At 61.6% G+C, this 16182-nt stretch carries 10 protein-coding genes; 7 read left to right on the top strand and 3 right to left on the bottom strand.

Annotation, left to right across the window (positions count from 1 at the left end):
* Positions 1 to 46 precede the first annotated feature (46 nt).
* Positions 47 to 1621: a carboxypeptidase M32 gene (locus ACTQXM_RS05785; RefSeq protein ID WP_441537227.1), complete on the bottom strand. Its 1575-nt coding sequence runs from the start codon at positions 1619 to 1621 to the stop codon at positions 47 to 49.
* Between the two features lie 504 nt (positions 1622 to 2125).
* Here ACTQXM_RS05785 and pheS point away from each other — a divergent pair.
* The 6 genes from pheS (at position 2126) to ACTQXM_RS05755 (ending at position 9708) form a co-directional block, all read left to right on the top strand.
* Positions 2126 to 3202, top strand: a complete 1077-nt coding sequence (gene pheS, locus ACTQXM_RS05780; protein ID WP_441537228.1) for a phenylalanine--tRNA ligase subunit alpha — start codon at positions 2126 to 2128, stop codon at positions 3200 to 3202.
* A 163-nt stretch (positions 3203 to 3365) separates the two neighbouring features.
* Positions 3366 to 5819 (top strand): phenylalanine--tRNA ligase subunit beta, encoded by a 2454-nt coding sequence (gene pheT, locus ACTQXM_RS05775; protein WP_427747845.1) that lies wholly within the window; start codon positions 3366 to 3368, stop codon positions 5817 to 5819.
* Positions 5820 to 6065: 246 nt separating this feature from the next.
* Positions 6066 to 7151 carry a cobalt transporter CbiM gene (cbiM, locus tag ACTQXM_RS05770; RefSeq protein ID WP_441537229.1) on the top strand — a complete coding sequence of 362 codons (1086 nt, stop codon included), beginning with the start codon at positions 6066 to 6068 and terminating at the stop codon, positions 7149 to 7151.
* Positions 7129 to 7965 carry an energy-coupling factor transporter transmembrane component T gene (locus ACTQXM_RS05765; RefSeq protein WP_441537230.1) on the top strand — a complete coding sequence of 279 codons (837 nt, stop codon included), beginning with the start codon at positions 7129 to 7131 and terminating at the stop codon, positions 7963 to 7965. The genes cbiM and ACTQXM_RS05765 overlap by 23 nt, the downstream gene beginning before the upstream one ends.
* A gap of 44 nt (positions 7966 to 8009) precedes the next feature.
* On the top strand, positions 8010 to 8780 hold the full coding sequence (locus ACTQXM_RS05760) for an energy-coupling factor ABC transporter ATP-binding protein (RefSeq protein ID WP_441537231.1): 771 nt from the start codon (positions 8010 to 8012) through the stop codon (positions 8778 to 8780).
* Between the two features lie 79 nt (positions 8781 to 8859).
* Positions 8860 to 9708: a hypothetical protein gene (locus ACTQXM_RS05755; protein WP_427748311.1), complete on the top strand. Its 849-nt coding sequence runs from the start codon at positions 8860 to 8862 to the stop codon at positions 9706 to 9708.
* Here ACTQXM_RS05755 and ACTQXM_RS05750 read toward each other — a convergent pair.
* Positions 9705 to 10778: a hypothetical protein gene (locus tag ACTQXM_RS05750; protein WP_441537232.1), complete on the bottom strand. Its 1074-nt coding sequence runs from the start codon at positions 10776 to 10778 to the stop codon at positions 9705 to 9707. The genes ACTQXM_RS05755 and ACTQXM_RS05750 overlap by 4 nt on opposite strands.
* 421 nt (positions 10779 to 11199) lie before the next feature.
* On the bottom strand, positions 11200 to 12660 hold the full coding sequence (gene pyk / locus ACTQXM_RS05745; protein WP_427793920.1) for a pyruvate kinase: 1461 nt from the start codon (positions 12658 to 12660) through the stop codon (positions 11200 to 11202).
* A 442-nt stretch (positions 12661 to 13102) separates the two neighbouring features.
* On the opposite strand from pyk, the gene ACTQXM_RS05740 reads away from it, so the two are divergent.
* Positions 13103 to 15784: a cation-translocating P-type ATPase gene (locus ACTQXM_RS05740; protein WP_427728430.1), complete on the top strand. Its 2682-nt coding sequence runs from the start codon at positions 13103 to 13105 to the stop codon at positions 15782 to 15784.
* Positions 15785 to 16182: the final 398 nt, after the last annotated feature.

Here is a 16182-nt window from a genome sequence, read left to right as displayed (position 1 = left end):
TCGACGTCAACATGGTTGGCGTTGGCGATGACGTGCTGGTCAATCCTTACAGCTGGTACAGCGTGGTGAACTTGTCCTGCAGGTAGCTGCAGTAGTAGCGGGCATCGAATGCCATACCGCACGCGCCCTTGATGAGCTCCGGCGCGTCCTTGGCGCGGCCCCACTGCCAAATGTGCTCGCCCAGCCAAGCGCGGACGGGTGTCAGGTCGCCGCTCGCACAGGCGCCGTTAAGGTCGACACCGTCGCGGCACATGGCCGGCACAAACATGGCATCGTAGGCGCTGCCCAGCGCATACGTGGGGAAGTAGCCAAACGAGCCGCCGCTCCAGTGCGTATCCTGCAGGCAGCCGCGCGTGTCGTCGGGAACAGGAATGCCCAGGTACTCGCCCATAAAGCGATTCCAAAGCGCGGGGATGTCCTTTGCCGTGGCCTCGCCGGCAAACAGCATGCGCTCAATCTCGTAGCGCACCATAATATGCAGCGGGTAGGTGAGCTCGTCTGCCTCGGTACGGATCAGCGACGGCTGAGCGATGTTCACGGCGTGGTAGAGCGTGTCCTCGTCCACGTTGCCGTAGACCTCGGGCGCGTGACGGCGCAGCACTTCGAGCAGCGGGCCCATAAAAGCGCGACTGCGGCCTACGGTGTTCTCGAAAAAGCGGCTCTGGCTCTCGTGAATGCCCATGGAGGTGCCGCCCTCCAGACACGTGCGCGCGTAAGCGGGATTGACGCCCAGCTCGTACATGGCGTGCCCCGCCTCGTGGATGATGCTATAGACGTTGGAGATGCAGTCGTTCTCGTAGATGTGCGTGGCGATGCGCGCATCGCCCACCGAGAAGCCCTCGCTAAACGGGTGCTCGGTAAAGGCGAGCGTGGTGTCGTCCAGGTTAAGGCCGACGAGCTTCATCAGATCGAAGCTCATGGCGCGCTGGGCGGCCTCGGGCACGCGGGCATGCAAAAAGTCGGCAGTAGGCTGCTGTCCGCGCTCGCCGATGGCGTGAACGAGCGGCACGACGGTGGCCTTGACCTCGTCACAAAACGCATCGAAGCTCTTGGCGGAAAGGCCGCGTTCGTACTGGTCGAGCCAAACATCGTATGGGTCGCGCTTGGGGTCCATGAGCTGGGCCTGATGCTTAAGTTGGGCGACGATTCTATCCACGTAGGGCTCAAAGCTCGCCCAGTCGTTGGCCGTCTTGGCCTTGTGCCACACGGCGTCGGCCTCGCAGGTGAGCCTGGTCCAGGCTTCGGCTTCTTCGGTGGGAATGGCGCTTGCCTCGCGCTGGTCGCGGCCGAGCACACGGATCTCGTCGAGCAGCTGCGGGTCGTCGATCTTGCCGCCGGCGACGGTCTCGTGTGCCAGCGAGCTTACAAGCTCGACGGACTTTTTGCTGGTCAGGAGCTTGTGATGTTCGCCGGCAAGGGTGCCCATAGCATCGGCGCGGGCCGCAGCGCCGTTGGCGGGGGCAATCGTCGCGCCATCGAACTCGGCAATCTTGAGCAGGTACTCGCGGGTCCATAGTTTGCCTTCGAGCTTGCGGAGCTTCTTGATGCCCTTGCCCGCCTTGGCGTTCTTAGAGGCCTTGGCCACGGCGGCCTTGGCTTTCTTATCGAGTTTCTTTCCCATACCTATATCCTTGATCTCGCAGACCGGACGCCACGGGTGGGCGTGCGGCCAGTTTGCACAGCTGCCTGCTTTATACCCAGTGCGAACAAAACGGAACGCGGCGATATGCTCGCAGAATGTGTTATCCTATAGCCCAATGCGTTGACGGAGAGGGTTTTGCCCGCCGCGTCGCCGGCAAGAGAGGGAAGGTCATGGGCTGCAAGCCTTCCTGCGGTGGCAAGGGCCAAGCGTTCACTCCCGAGCAGCAACCTCAACGGGCGTGCGGCCAGCGGCGGCGAAGCCCCAGTAGGGAAGCCGTGAGCCTCGCGATAAGGGGCACAGAGTGGGCACGGCGGGCCAGACATCCGCCGGGTCAAACAAGGTGGTACCGCGGAATTCAACCGTCCTTGGGCAATGCACATGCCCGAGGACGGTTTTTGTTACCGAACCGGGCCGCGTTTTTGCAACGCCAGACGGCGGCAGTCGTCCTGGCGAGTGGGGAACGCGAGAGACGAAAGGGAAGACATGAGTCTGATTGATGATCTGGTCAAACTCGAGGAAGAGGCCAAGGAGCTCGTCGCAGGCGCCGACGACGCCGCCAAGCTCGAGGCTGCGCGCGTTGAGCTGCTCGGCCGCAAGGGTCGTATTACCGGCCTGATGCGCATGATGGGCAAGCTCGCCCCCGAGGATCGCCCCGTGATGGGCAAGCGCGCCAACGAGATGCGCAAGCTGATTGAGGGCATGCTCGACGAGCGCACCACCGAGATGAAGGCCGCCGCCCTCAAGCACGCACTGGAGCACGAGGCCGTCGACATCACGCTGCCGGGCATCCGTCCGCAGATCGGCCATCAGCACCTGATCAAGCAGATTATCGAGGAGGCCGAGGACATCTTTAGCGGTATCGGCTACACCGTCGAGTCCGGTCCCATGGTCGACACCTCCTACTACAACTTCACCGCGCTCAACGCCCCCATGGATCACCCGAGCCGCTCGGCCCGCGACACCTTCTATGTGGTCGACAACAACCCCGGCAGCGTCGCGCACCCCGAGGCGCATGCCCACGGCGAGTCCGACGTGCTGCTGCGCACCCAGACCTCGGGCGTGCAGATTCACACCATGGAGTCGCAGAAGCCGCCCATCTACATGATCTGCCCGGGCACCGTCTACCGTCCCGACACGGCCGACGCCTGTCACCTGCCGCAGTTCAACCAGATCGAGGGCCTGGTCGTCGACGAAGGCATCACCTTTGGCGATCTTAAGGGCACGCTCGACTACTTTGTTAAGTGCATGTTTGGCGAGGACCGCAAGACGCGTTACCGCCCGCATTTCTTCCCCTTCACCGAGCCTTCCTGCGAGGTGGACGTGAGCTGCCACGTCTGCGGCGGCAAGGGCTGCAACTTCTGCAAGCACAGCGGCTGGATCGAGATCTTGGGCTGCGGCATGGTCGACCCCAACGTCCTGATCAACTGCGGCATCGACCCCGAGAAGTACACCGGCTTCGCCTTTGGCATTGGCGCCGAGCGCGTCGCGGCCCTGCGCTACGACCTGCCCGACCTCAGAACGCTCATGACGGGCGATATGCGTTTCCTGAACCAATTTTAGGCTTGCCCAGGCACCCCATCTTGGCGTTCAAACCGTCGCTCGCGTACCTTTAGTACGCGTCGCTCCTCTTTCATGCCAACCTGGGGCACCTGGACAACCCTAAGGCGAACGTCTTCATTTGATATTTCCTCCCTATGCGGAGATTAAGAACTAGGAGAGCTACATGCGCGTTTCTTACGACTGGCTCAAGACCATGATCGATATTCCGGAGGATCCCAAGACCCTTTCGGACGAATATATCCGTACCGGCACCGAGGTCGAGGCGATCGACACCGTGGGCGAGTCCTTCGACCACGTGGTGACTGCCAAGGTGCTCACCAAGACCCCGCACCCCGATAGCGACCACATGTATGTGTGCTCGGTCGATGTGGGTGACAAGAACCTCGACGCCGACGGCAACCCCGCTCCGCTGCAGATCGTCTGCGGCGCGCAGAACTTTGAGGCCGGCGACCACATCGTCACGGCCATGATCGGCGCCGTGCTTCCCGGTGACGTCAAGATCAAGAAAAGCAAGCTTCGCGGCGTCGTGTCCATGGGCATGAACTGCTCCGCGCGCGAGCTCGGCCTGGGTGGCGACCACTCCGGCATCATGATCCTGCCCGAGGATACGCCCTGCGGCATGCCGTTTGCCGAGTATGTGGGCTCGAGTGATACCGTGCTCGACTGCGAGATCACGCCCAACCGCCCCGACTGCCTGTCCATGATCGGCATGGCCCGTGAGACCGGCGCCATTTTCGATCGCGATTTCCACGTTGAGCTGCCCGCCATCAAGGCGGAGACCGGCCGCGCGACCGACGACGAGCTTTCGGTCGAGATCGCCGACGAGGGCTTGTGCGACCGCTATGTCGCCCGCATCGTGCGCAACGTGAAGGTCGGCCCGTCGCCCGACTGGATGGTCAAGCGCCTTAACGCCCTGGGCGTGCGCCCGCACAACAACATCGTCGACATCACCAACTATGTGATGATGCTCACCGGTCAGCCGCTGCACGCTTTTGACCTGGACACCTTTGCCGAGCGCGAGGGCAGGCGCCGCGTGGTGGTTCGCGCCGCCCAGCAGGACGAGAAGTTCACGACCCTCGACGGCGAGGAGCGCACGCTCGATGCCGGCATGGGCCTTATCACCGACGGCGAGCGCCCCGTGGCGCTGGCCGGCGTTATGGGCGGCATGGATTCCGAGATCGAGGACGACACCGTCGACGTGATGCTCGAGAGCGCCTGCTTCGACGCCGGCCGCACCTCGCACACCAGCCGCGACCTGTCGCTGATCTCCGACGCCTCCATCCGCTTTGAGCGCCAGGTCGATGAGACCGGCTGCGTGGATGTGGCCAATGTTGCCTGCGCGCTCATCGAGGAGATTGCCGGCGGCGAGGTCGCTCCCGGCTACGTGGATGTGTTCCCCGCGCCCAAGACCATCGACAGCATTAAGCTGCGTTTGGCCCGCGTGCACGCCATCTGCGGCGCCGACATCGAGCCCGATTTTATCGAGCGCTCGCTCACCCGCCTGGGCTGCACCGTCGAGCGCGACGGCGAGGACTTTATGGTTACCCCGCCGAGTTTCCGCCCCGACCTGCCGCGCGAGATCGACCTGATCGAGGAGGTCCTGCGCCTGTGGGGCATGGGCCGCGTGACGGCGACCATCCCGGCTGCCAAGAACCACATCGGTGGCCTGACCCGCGAGCAGAAGCTTACCCGCAAGGTCGGCGAGATCCTGCGCGCCTGCGGCCTCAACGAGACCACGACCTTTGGCTTTGCCGCGCCGGGCGACCTGGAGAAGATCGGCATGTCCACCGAGGGCCGCGGCTGCCCCGTGGTACTTATGAACCCGCTGGTGGCCGAGCAGACCGAGATGCGCCGCTCGCTGCTGCCGGGCCTGCTGCAGTCTGTGGCCTATAACGAGGCCCATGGCACGCCCAACGTGCACCTGTACGAGGTCGGCAGCCTGTTCCACGGCCGCGAGAACGCCAGCCTGCCCAAGGAGACCAAGTCCGTGGCGGGCGTGCTCTCGGGCCAGTGGAGCGAGCAGTCCTGGAACATGAAGTACCGCAAGCTGCGTTTCTTCTTTGGCAAGGGCATCGTCGAGGAGCTGCTCGCCCAGCTGCGCATCGAGAAGGTTCGCTTCCGTCCCGTCGAGGGCGAGGGCTATGCCTTCTTGCAGCCGGGCCGTGCCGCCGAGGTTCTGTCTGGCGGTACCGTGCTGGGCTGGGTCGGCGAGATCCACCCCGAGGCGCGCGAAGCCATGGGCATCGACGAGGTCGTCGTTGCCTTTGAGCTCGACCTGGACAAGCTGATCAAGGGCGCCCGCAACCAGGAGAACTACCGCGAGTTCTCGCAGTACCCGGCTGTTGAGCACGATCTTGCTATCGTGGTCGACAACTCCGTGACTTGCGAGGACCTTGAGCGCCGCATTACCAGCGCCGGCGGCAAGCTGCTCGAGGGTGTGCGTCTGTTCGACGTCTACCGCGATCCGGTCCGCGTGGGCGTGGGCAAGAAGTCCATGGCCTTTGCGCTTACGTATCGCTCCGACGACCACACGCTTACCAGCGAAGAGGTCGAAAAAGCGCACCAGAAGATTGTCACCAAGGTGTGCAAGGGCGTAAACGGCGAGGTCCGCGGCTAGGTCCTGCACTGGGGTATGGGTCAGCGGTGGCTGATGCCGAGCCTTACGTGACTGCTATCCTCGGTATAAGGCACTGCTGAGCCTGCATATATGACACGCGCATTGCAAAACGGCGTGCTGCTTTGTCGGCAGTGCGCCGTTTTGCTATGATAGCCCGTGGCGTGTTACGAATCTGACAATACGTAACACTGGCAAGGTGATTTAAGCGGCGTTGCAATTCCGTGTGCCGATAACCGGGAGGCGTACATGCACATTCCAGACAATTATCTGTCCCCGCAGACCGATGCCGTCATGGCAGTGGCGATGGTCCCTGTGTGGGTTCACTGCATCAAAAAGGTGCGCGCCACGCTCGACCGCGAGCACATGGCGTTCCTGGGTATCTGCGCCGCGTTCTCTTTCTTGCTCATGATGTTCAACGTGCCGCTGCCCGGCGGTACCACGGGTCACGCCGTCGGCGGCGCGCTCATCGCGCTGCTGCTGGGCCCGGAGGCCGCGGCCATCGCGGTTTCGGTCGCGCTGGCGCTGCAGGCACTGCTGTTTGGCGACGGCGGCATCCTGTCCTTTGGCGCCAACTGCTTTAACATGGCCTTCGTGCTGCCGTTTGCCGCCGCTATCGTGTTCCGTGCGCTCAACAGCCGTTTGCACGACAAGAGCTGGGGCACCTCGGTTTCGGCCGTCGTAAGCGGTTGGGTCGGCCTGTGCCTGGCGGCCCTGTGCACGGCGATCGAGTTTGGTATTCAGCCGATGTTCTTTACCAACGCTTCGGGCGCTCCGCTGTACTGCCCCTTCCCGCTGTCTATTGCAATCCCTGCCATGATGGTCCCGCATATGCTGGTAGCCGGCGTGGTCGAGGGCGTGGCGACGGCCGCGATCTATGGTTTCATTAAGAAGACGGCGCCGAGCGTTATCGTCGGGCCCGAGGCCGCCGATGGCCAGCTTGCTGCCGGGGGCGCTGCTGCCAAGAAGACCTCGCTGGTCCCCACGCTCATCCTGGTCGCCGTGCTTGTCGTGGCCACGCCGCTCGGCTTGCTTGCCACGGGTGACGCCTGGGGCGAGTGGGACGCTGAGGGCGCCGCGACCGCCGTTCAGGAGGCTGGTGACGACAGTCTGCAGACTTCGGTCGGTCTCGATACCCCGACCTTTGCCGATGCCCTGCCCACGGGCGATTATCTGCAGGCCTATTCCGAGGAGCAGGGCCTTGGCTTTGCCGGCCAGGCCGCGATGTATATTCTTTCGGGCGTGATTGGCGTGGCGGTGCTCACCATCGCCTTTCGCCTGATCTCGCTGACGGTTAAGGAAAGCGGAGCCCATGGCGACGGTCGAGCTGCCTAGCTGGCTTGCGGCCGAGCAGCGTTATGAGCCCGCGGGGGCTCGGCATCGTGTGATGCAAAAGAATGTCCTGCACCTGGCGAGCCTGCTTGAGCGGGTTCGCCTAGGTGGCGGCGTGCATAAGGGCGGGTCGATTATCGACCGCGCCCTTTCTTCCGTTTCGGCGCCAGTGCGTTTGGTGGGGATGTTCGTCTGCGTCCTGTGCGTATGCCTGACGCAGAGCCCGCTGTACTTGATGCTGATGACAGCGATCGCGTTGGTGCTCGTTGCGGTGCGCCCCGTACGCGGGCTGCACGCGACCTTTGTGCCGGCGTTGGCTGCCGCGGGGTTTGCCGTGGTTTTGGCGCTGCCTGCCCTGCTGCTGGGTGCTTCTGCCACGGGCGCCATGCTCAAGATTGCGCTCAAGACCTTTGTTAATGTGTCATTGGTGCTGGGCGTTTCGTGGACGCTTACCTGGAGTCGCATGTCGGCGGCGCTTAAGATGCTGCACCTGCCCGACGAGGTTATCTTTACGTTTGATATGGCGCTCAAACACATCGAGGTGCTGGGACGCACGGCGCACGACCTGTGCGAATCAGTCTTGCTGCGCAGCGTTGGCCGTGCGCCTGCAGGATTTTCGCGTACCGATTCGATCGCGGGTATCATGGGCATGACCTTTATCAAGGCGATGGAATGCAGCCGCGCGATGGACGAGGCTATGCTTTGCCGCGGTTTTGCCGGCGCATATCCGGCGCCTGCACGGAACGGATTTGGCTGGCGCGACGCGGTCTATGCGGTCGTTGTGGTGCTGCTCGCCGTGTTGTGCGCGGTGCTGTAGCGCGGGCGGTCAAGCCGTCGATGTGAACAGGGAAGGGCGACGTTTTGGCGAACGATACAAATGGTGCGATGGGTGCGAGCGGTGCTGCCGGCGCCAAGGCCACGCCGCTCATCGAGTTTCGTGACGTGGTGTTTTCCTATGCGGGCCATACGGTGGTCGATGGCGTGTCGCTGCAGGTTAATCGCGGTGAGCTGGTTGCGCTGCTTGGACCCAACGGCTGCGGCAAGACGACGATCATGCGGCTTATCAACGGCCTTGAGCTTGCGGATGCGGGTACGTACCTGTTTGATGGACATGTGGTCGATGCGGCATATCTCAAGGATTCCGCGACGGCCCAGCGGTTCCATCAGCGCGTGGGCTTCGTGTTCCAAAACGCCGATGCACAGCTCTTTTGCGCCACGGTCGGCGAGGAGGTCGCGTTTGGCCCGGCTCAAATGGGGCTTTCGGCGGACGAGCTTGGGCGCCGCGTCCGTGATGCCATGGAGCTGTTTCAGGTTGCCGATCTGGTCGATGCTTCGCCCTATCAGCTTTCGGGCGGGCAAAAGAAGCGTGTGGCGCTGGCTGCCGTCGTGTCGATGAACCCCGATATTCTGGTGCTCGACGAGCCTACCAACGGACTTGACGAGGACTCTTGCGACATCGTGGTCAACTTTCTACTGGCTTATGTTGCTGCCGGTAAGACGGTCTTGATGAGCACGCATCATCAGGATTTAGTACGACGTCTTGGGGCCCGTGCGATTTATATCGATCGATATCACCACGTGGTCGGGGCTCCCGTGCCATCATATGGAACCGAAAACGGTGCAGCAGAATAGTTGCCGCATAGTGGGGTTGCGGCCGCGCACGTGACTTGCTGCGAATGGTATAGTTATCCGGATTTTTACGGGGGTGGCTATGCCAAGTTGGAATATTCATATCGCTCAGACGGAACGACTTCTGGCGCGTGCCGGCGCGCTTGCCGATAACGTGCGCGACCGCAATGCCTTTTTGTTTGGCAGCGTGGTTCCGGACATTTTTGTGGGGTACATGGTTCCCGGTATTGCCGACCCCATCCCGTATCGCATCACGCACTTTGCCAAGCCCGAGCCCATTCCTAAGCCACGCGAGCATGAGTTTTGGGACACCTATGTGGCGCCGTTGCTTAAAGGTGCGCCGGCGGGTGCGCCGGCTGCAGCGACCTCGATTGTCGAAGAGCGTGAAAGGCTCAATCGGGTGCACTATCCGCAGCGCTACAAAGACGCCGAGCCGGTTGACGGCCCCGGCGCCGCCGAGTTTTCGCTCGCGCCCGATGACGTGGCGCAGTCGCTGCTCGATTTGACGCTGGGCGTTTGGTCGCATCTGGTGGCCGATACCGTGTGGAACACGCGCGTGAACCAATATCTCGAGGCGCGCGGCGGCAAGCCGTGCGAGGAGTTCCGCATTAAGAAGCAGGGAGACTTTGACTGGTTTGGCAAGACGCTCGGCATCGTTTCTATCCCGCGTGCGACCGATCGCCTCTATACCGCGGCGGCCCAGTTTGGTCAGTATTCGATTCCACAAGAGTATGTGCTCAAGACCATTGGCGTTATGCACGAGATTGTGCGCGAAAACCCCGGCGATCCGGATCATCCGCCGTACCGTCTGCTGACCGAAGAGTTCTTTGACGCAACGTTTACCGAGGTCGTCGAGCTAACCGAGGCGGGTTTTGCCGCCCGCGTTGCCGCTTCTGACGTCCCCGCAGTCCCTCTGGTCACTAGCTGCTAGCTGACCGGCTTAACGGTGAACAGTTCATCCCAATCGACCAATAGCTCCCGCCGAAGGGTTTCTGCGGCAGTGAGTTCCAGCTTAGATTTTGGAACGTAAGGGAGCCCCGCCTTTTTATGAATGAGCTCGGCGATGTTGTTAAAGCTCTTCATGTCTTTGATTTGCTCATAGGTTATCTGGATAACGTCATAGCCCATGCTTGTGAGGGCGGTGGTGCGCTCGGCATCGGAGAGGCTCGCGGCTTCGCTGTCATGGGCGGAGCGGCCTTGGCATTCCAAGATGACGCCCATGCTGTCGGTGCTGCTCTCTATGAGGATATCGGCGTAGCAGCAGGTTTTGTCATACAGTGAGCGCGCGGCGTCGCTGAGTGGGATGCGCACGTTGTTTGCGATATTGATGCCCATGCCGCCCTCGTTGCGGGGGAGCGAGACAAGCATGGAGGTCTGTACTTCGAAGGGCGAGGCGGTCTGTCCCGTCATGTGCTCGGCCGCCCAGCGCAGTTGTTTAACGCCGCGCAGGCCTGCGGCCTGCTTGGCGAACGCGGCGATATCCGCTGCGGAAAGAAGCGGCGTGCGCTTCCACAAGTTGGTGTCATTGCCCTTGGTGTCGACAACACGTTTCCAACCACAGTCGGGCGGAATGAGCTTAAGCGAAATTGCTTCATCGAGCTGCTGCTGCGCCCGTTTACAAGGCGTGAACACTGCAAAGGAGCCGCACATCTCGTAGCAAGCCATGAGTAACTGGTTGCGTGAGACCTGCGTAGCAAGGTTGAGCAGCGTAAACTCGGGCGACGTGACATCAAATCCATGCTCAGTCTGCCTAAACGACCCAGGAGGCGGCTCTTGGGTTAGCAGACGGCTATGAAATAGCTTTCCGTTCGCGCGCTGTTTTCTTTCGCCCACGAATCTCCAGACTGGTGTGCCGAGCAAGTCTTTAAATACTGGTTGTTTTGAGTAATGCACCAAGCGATGGTCATGGTCGGGCGGCAGGATTGCCGGATAGAGTCCCAGTATCTGGGGCGGTATGCGATAGTACTGAAAAGCCGTGGGTCCGCAGGCAAGAAATGACATAGCGATCCGATCGTTTGAGCGTAGTTTGGGCTAGAAAAGCTATCGGTTTCGGAAGTGCGGGGAAAAAGACAAACAGGTCAACCACAAGCGGTATTTAAGCCAACTTTATCAGGGGTTTTGTTGAAATAAAAGGGCTTGTGCTCGGGGGTAGGCAATTTTTCCCCGCACTTCCGAAAATGTGGTCGATTTAGACCTTGCTAAAACGATTTATCAGCCCTGTGTGAGGTGTGGGTTTGCCACCGGGCGAACACTTTTAGCGCTTGGGGCTTTATTTTTTGGGCCTCGGAGGGCGGATCTCGCGCTTTTGGTAAAGAAATGGGTGCGTGTCATGCCGTGCGGTAGGCATCGGCGCACAGAAAAAGGGCCCGGAAGGAGAAGCCTTCCGGGCCCTTTTTAATGCAAATGTGCTTGCAAGTGCGATTTAGCGCACCTGAGCGACGTAGGCGACGTTGGTCGAGGAGACCTTGTCCTCAAGCTGGACGCTCATACGGGGATCGCCGGCGGTAGCGACGGTCAAATCGCCGGTCTCGACGTAGCCGAGCTCCTTAGCGGTCTCGATCGCCTTGACGATCGTGCCGTTGACGGTGCCCTGGGTAATCTCGGCCTTGTGCGGGATAACGCCCCAGTACATGATCATCTGCTGGACGGCCCACTCGTGGCGGGAGAACGCGCAGATCGGCATGTTGGGACGGAAGTGCGAGATCAGGCGAGCGGTACGGCCGGTGGTCGTCGGCACGGTGATGCACTTGGCGCCAACGGTGGTGGCCATGTTCACAGCGGACATACCCACAACGTTGTTGACGACGCGGGTGCCGTGAGCATCGGTCGGAACCTCGAGCGGAGCGTGAGCCGGGAGGTACTTCTCAGTCTCGAGAGCGATGCTGGCCTGCATCTTGACGGCCTCGACCGGGTACTTACCGGCAGCGGACTCGCCGGACAGCATGACGGCGTCGGTACCGTCGTAAATGGCGTTAGCAACGTCGGCAACCTCGGCGCGCGTCGGGCGCGGGTTCTGCTGCATGGAGTCGAGCATCTGCGTAGCGGTGATAACGGGCTTGTAGGCCGCGTTGCACTTGGCGATGATCTCCTTCTGGATGTGCGGAACGAGCTCGGGCTTGATCTCGATGCCCAGGTCGCCACGGGCGACCATGATGCCGTCGGAAGCCTCGAGGATCTCATCGAAGTTCTCGACGCCCAGGGCGCACTCGATCTTCGGGAAGATCGTCACGTGCTCGCCGCCGTTCTCGCGGCAAAGCTCGCGGATGCCGCGGACAGACTCGCCGTCACGGATGAAGGAAGCGGCGATGTAGTCGATGTTCTCGGTCAGGCCAAAGAGGATGTCCTGACGATCGCGCTCGGTGATGGCGGGCAGCGAGATGTTGACGTTGGGCATGTTGACGCCCTTGCGCTCGCCGATCAGGCCGTCGTTCTTGACGACGCAGGTCATGTCCTGGCCGTCGACGGACTCGACCTCGAGAGCAACCAGGCCGTCATCGATCAGGATGAGGGAGCCCTTCTCGACCTCGGAGGGCAGAGCCAGGTAGTCGAGGGAAATGTGCTCAGCGGTGCCGTGGAAATCCTCGGACGTGGGCTGAGCGGTAACGACGATCTTGTCGCCGGTCTTGACGGCAACCTTCTTGCCGTCGACCAGAAGACCGGTGCGGACCTCGGGGCCCTTGGTGTCGAGCAGGATGCCGACGGGCATACCGAGCTCCTTGGAAATACGACGGACGCGCTCGATGCGACCGTGGTGCTCGTCGTAGGAGCCGTGCGAGAAGTTAAAACGGGCGACGTTCATGCCCGCCTTGATCATCTCGCGGATGGTCTCGTCGCTATCGCAGGCGGGACCCATGGTGCATACAATCTTAGTGCGCTTGTACATTCAGACCTCCATCTGACATCGTCTTGCGCTGATAGATAAACCATAAGAAATAAAACTGAGTTGATTATAACGAAATACCGACCGAATACCCCAAAAAATCGACCGTATGCCGAATTAGAAGTTCTTTTTTTACGGGAAAAACGGTATATGAAAAAACTTTACCAACCGCTCTAACCGCTGCTATCTGGGCGATATTTTAGTTTGGCGACGCGCCTAAGAAAAAACGTTTTATCAGTATTGAGCATCACACGGTCCGCATCGTTGCATACGGACCATATTTCCAAATGGATTGTTTTGGCTAGACGCGTCGCTTTGGGGTACCATAGCTCCACTATCAACTGCCGCTCAGCACGGCAGCCTTGATGAGCCCTTGCCCTTCTCCTGGGAATTATGATCGGGCATCAATCTGCTGAGTGGCCCGAATCCCAGGAGGGGACTCTATATGCAAAAGGAATACCTGTCCGCCGCGGCGGAGGTGCTCAGCGACCAAGGTGTCGATGAGAACCTCGGCCTGAGCAACGACGAGGCGTCGTCGCGCCTCGCCAAGACAGGCCCTAACAAGCTTGAGGAAGCCGAGAAGACGCCGCTGTGGAAGCGTTTCTTTGAGCAGATGGCCGACCCCATGGTCATCATGTTGATCGTTGCCGCCGTTATCAGCGCGCTCACGGGCATGGTTAAGGGCGAGGCGGACTTTGCCGATGTCGCCATCATCATGTTCGTCGTTATCGTCAACTCGGTGCTGGGCGTGGTCCAGGAAGCCAAGAGCGAGGAGGCCCTCGAGGCCCTTCAGGAGATGAGCGCGGCGCAGTCCAAGGTTCTACGCGACGGCAAACTCGTGCACCTGCCGAGCGCCGAGCTTGTACCCGGCGACGTGATCATGCTCGAGGCGGGCGACTCCGTCCCGGCCGACTGCCGCGTGCTCGAGAGCGCCACGATGAAGATCGAAGAGGCCGCGCTCACCGGCGAGTCGGTGCCGGTCGAGAAGCACGCCAATGTGATCGAGCTTGCCGCGGGCACCGATGACGTGCCGCTCGGCGACCGCAAGAACATGTGCTACATGGGCTCCACCGTCGTGTACGGCCGTGGCCGCGCCGTCGTGGTCGGCACCGGCATGGATACCGAGATGGGCAAGATCGCCGGTGCCCTGGCCGAGGCCAAGGAAGAGCTCACGCCGCTGCAGGTGAAGCTCGCCGAGCTCAGCCGTATCCTCACCATTATGGTGATCGTCATCTGCGTCGTGATCTTTGGCGTCGACATCGTCCGCCACGGTGTGGGCAACGTCCTTACCGACCCGACTGCCCTGCTCGACACCTTTATGGTCGCCGTCTCGCTCGCCGTCGCTGCCATCCCCGAGGGCCTGGTCGCCGTCGTGACCATCGTGCTGTCGCTTGGCGTGACCAAGATGGCCAAGCGCCAGGCAATTATCCGCAAGCTCTCTGCCGTCGAGACTCTCGGCTGCACGCAGACCATCTGCTCCGACAAGACCGGTACCCTTACCCAAAACAAGATGACCGTCGTCAAGCACGAGCTCGCTGCGCCTAAGGAGAAGTTCCTGGCAGGTATGGCGCTGTGCTCCGATGCCCAGTGGGACGAGGAACTGGGTGAGGCCGTGGGCGAGCCGACCGAGTGCGCGCTCGTCAACGATGCCGGAAAGGCGGGCCTCACTGGTCTGACTGCCGAGCACCCGCGCGTGGGCGAGGCCCCGTTTGACTCGGGCCGCAAGATGATGTCCGTGGTCGTTGAGACCCTGGACGGCGAGTACGAGCAATACACCAAGGGCGCGCCCGACGTGGTGATCGGCCTGTGCACCCACATCTACGAGGGCGATAAGGTCGTCCCCCTGACCGAGGAGCGTCGTGCCGAGCTCGTGGCCGCCAACAAGGCCATGGCCGACGAGGCCCTGCGCGTGCTGGCGCTGGCAAGCCGCACCTACACCGAGGTCCCGAGCGACTGCAGCCCCGCCGCGCTCGAGCACGACCTGGTCTTCTGCGGCCTGTCCGGCATGATTGACCCGGTCCGCCCCGAGGTCGCCGACGCCATCCGCGAGGCCCACGACGCCGGCATCCGCACCGTCATGATCACGGGCGACCACATCGACACCGCCGTGGCCATTGCCAAGCAGCTGGGTATCGTCACCGATCGCAGCCATGCCATCACCGGTGCCGACCTCGATCGCATGAGCGACGAGGAGCTCGACGCGCACATCGAGGACTACGGCGTGTACGCCCGCGTCCAGCCCGAGCACAAGACCCGTATCGTCGAGGCTTGGAAGTCGCGCGACCAGATCGTGGCCATGACGGGCGACGGCGTCAACGACGCCCCGTCCATCAAGCGTGCCGACATCGGCGTTGGCATGGGCATCACCGGTACCGACGTTACCAAGAACGTTGCCGACATGGTGCTTGCCGACGACAACTTCGCCACCATCATCGGTGCCTGCGAAGAGGGTCGCCGCATCTACGACAACATCCGCAAGGTCATCCAGTTCCTGCTTTCGGCCAACCTTGCCGAGGTGTTCTCGGTGTTTATCGCCACGCTCATCGGCTTTACCATCTTCCAGCCGGTGCAGCTGCTGTGGGTGAACCTGGTTACCGACTGCTTCCCCGCGCTCGCGCTGGGCATGGAGGATGCCGAGGGCGACATCATGAAGCGCAAGCCGCGCAACGCCAAGGACGGCGTCTTTGCCGGCAATATGGGCCTGGACTGCGTGGTCCAGGGCTTGATCATTGCCGCGCTGGTGCTGGCGAGCTTCTTTGTGGGCGTGTACTTTGACATGGGCTACATCCACATCTCCGATATGATCGCCGGCGTCGCCGACGAGGAAGGCGTGATGATGGCCTTCATCACGCTCAACATGGTCGAGATCTTCCACTGCTTTAACATGCGCAGTCGCCGCACGTCGCTGTTTAAGATGAAGAAGCAGAACAAGTGGCTGTGGGCCTCTGCCGCGCTGGCGCTGGTGCTGACGGTGATCGTAACCGTGCAGCCGACGCTTGCCGAGATGTTCTTTGGCCCCGTGACGCTTGAGCTCAAGGGCGTTATCGCCGCGCTGGGCCTTGCCTTCCTGATCATTCCGCTGATGGAGATCTACAAGGCGATCATGCGCGCGGTCGAAAAAGAGTAGCGTTCCTGTCCGGGCCCGACCGCCTGCGGGGTTTCCACGGGCACGTCCTCGCCGCTTTGCGGCTGCGGGATGTGCCCTTAGGAAACCCCTCCCGGCGGGCGGGCCCTGCGGCATCCTTGCTGGCTTTTCTCCCGCGCGGATGATAAAGGGCTGAGGGAAAGTTTGTGAGCCGGTCGAGCGTTTGCTCGACCGGCTCTTTTTGAGTTAGGGCTTTGCCCGGCCAGCTCTTTTTGATTTAAAATACCTGCTCAGTTGTGATTTGTGGTGCTGGGAGGCGCTTGTGGGTAAAGCTAGGGCTAAGGCGAAGAAAAAGACGACGGGGGCGCGAGCCAAGCGTGATCGTCGTCGGAAGCTTGCGACCGAAGCCCCCGCGTCTGCCGAGGAGCTGCTGGCGAGCG

It is taken from the genome of Collinsella sp. LCP19S3_D3, assembly GCF_052121455.1.
Classification (GTDB): Bacteria; Actinomycetota; Coriobacteriia; order Coriobacteriales; family Coriobacteriaceae; genus Collinsella.
Note: the sequence above shows the minus strand (reverse complement) of the source record. Positions and strands in the feature narration are given on the sequence as shown.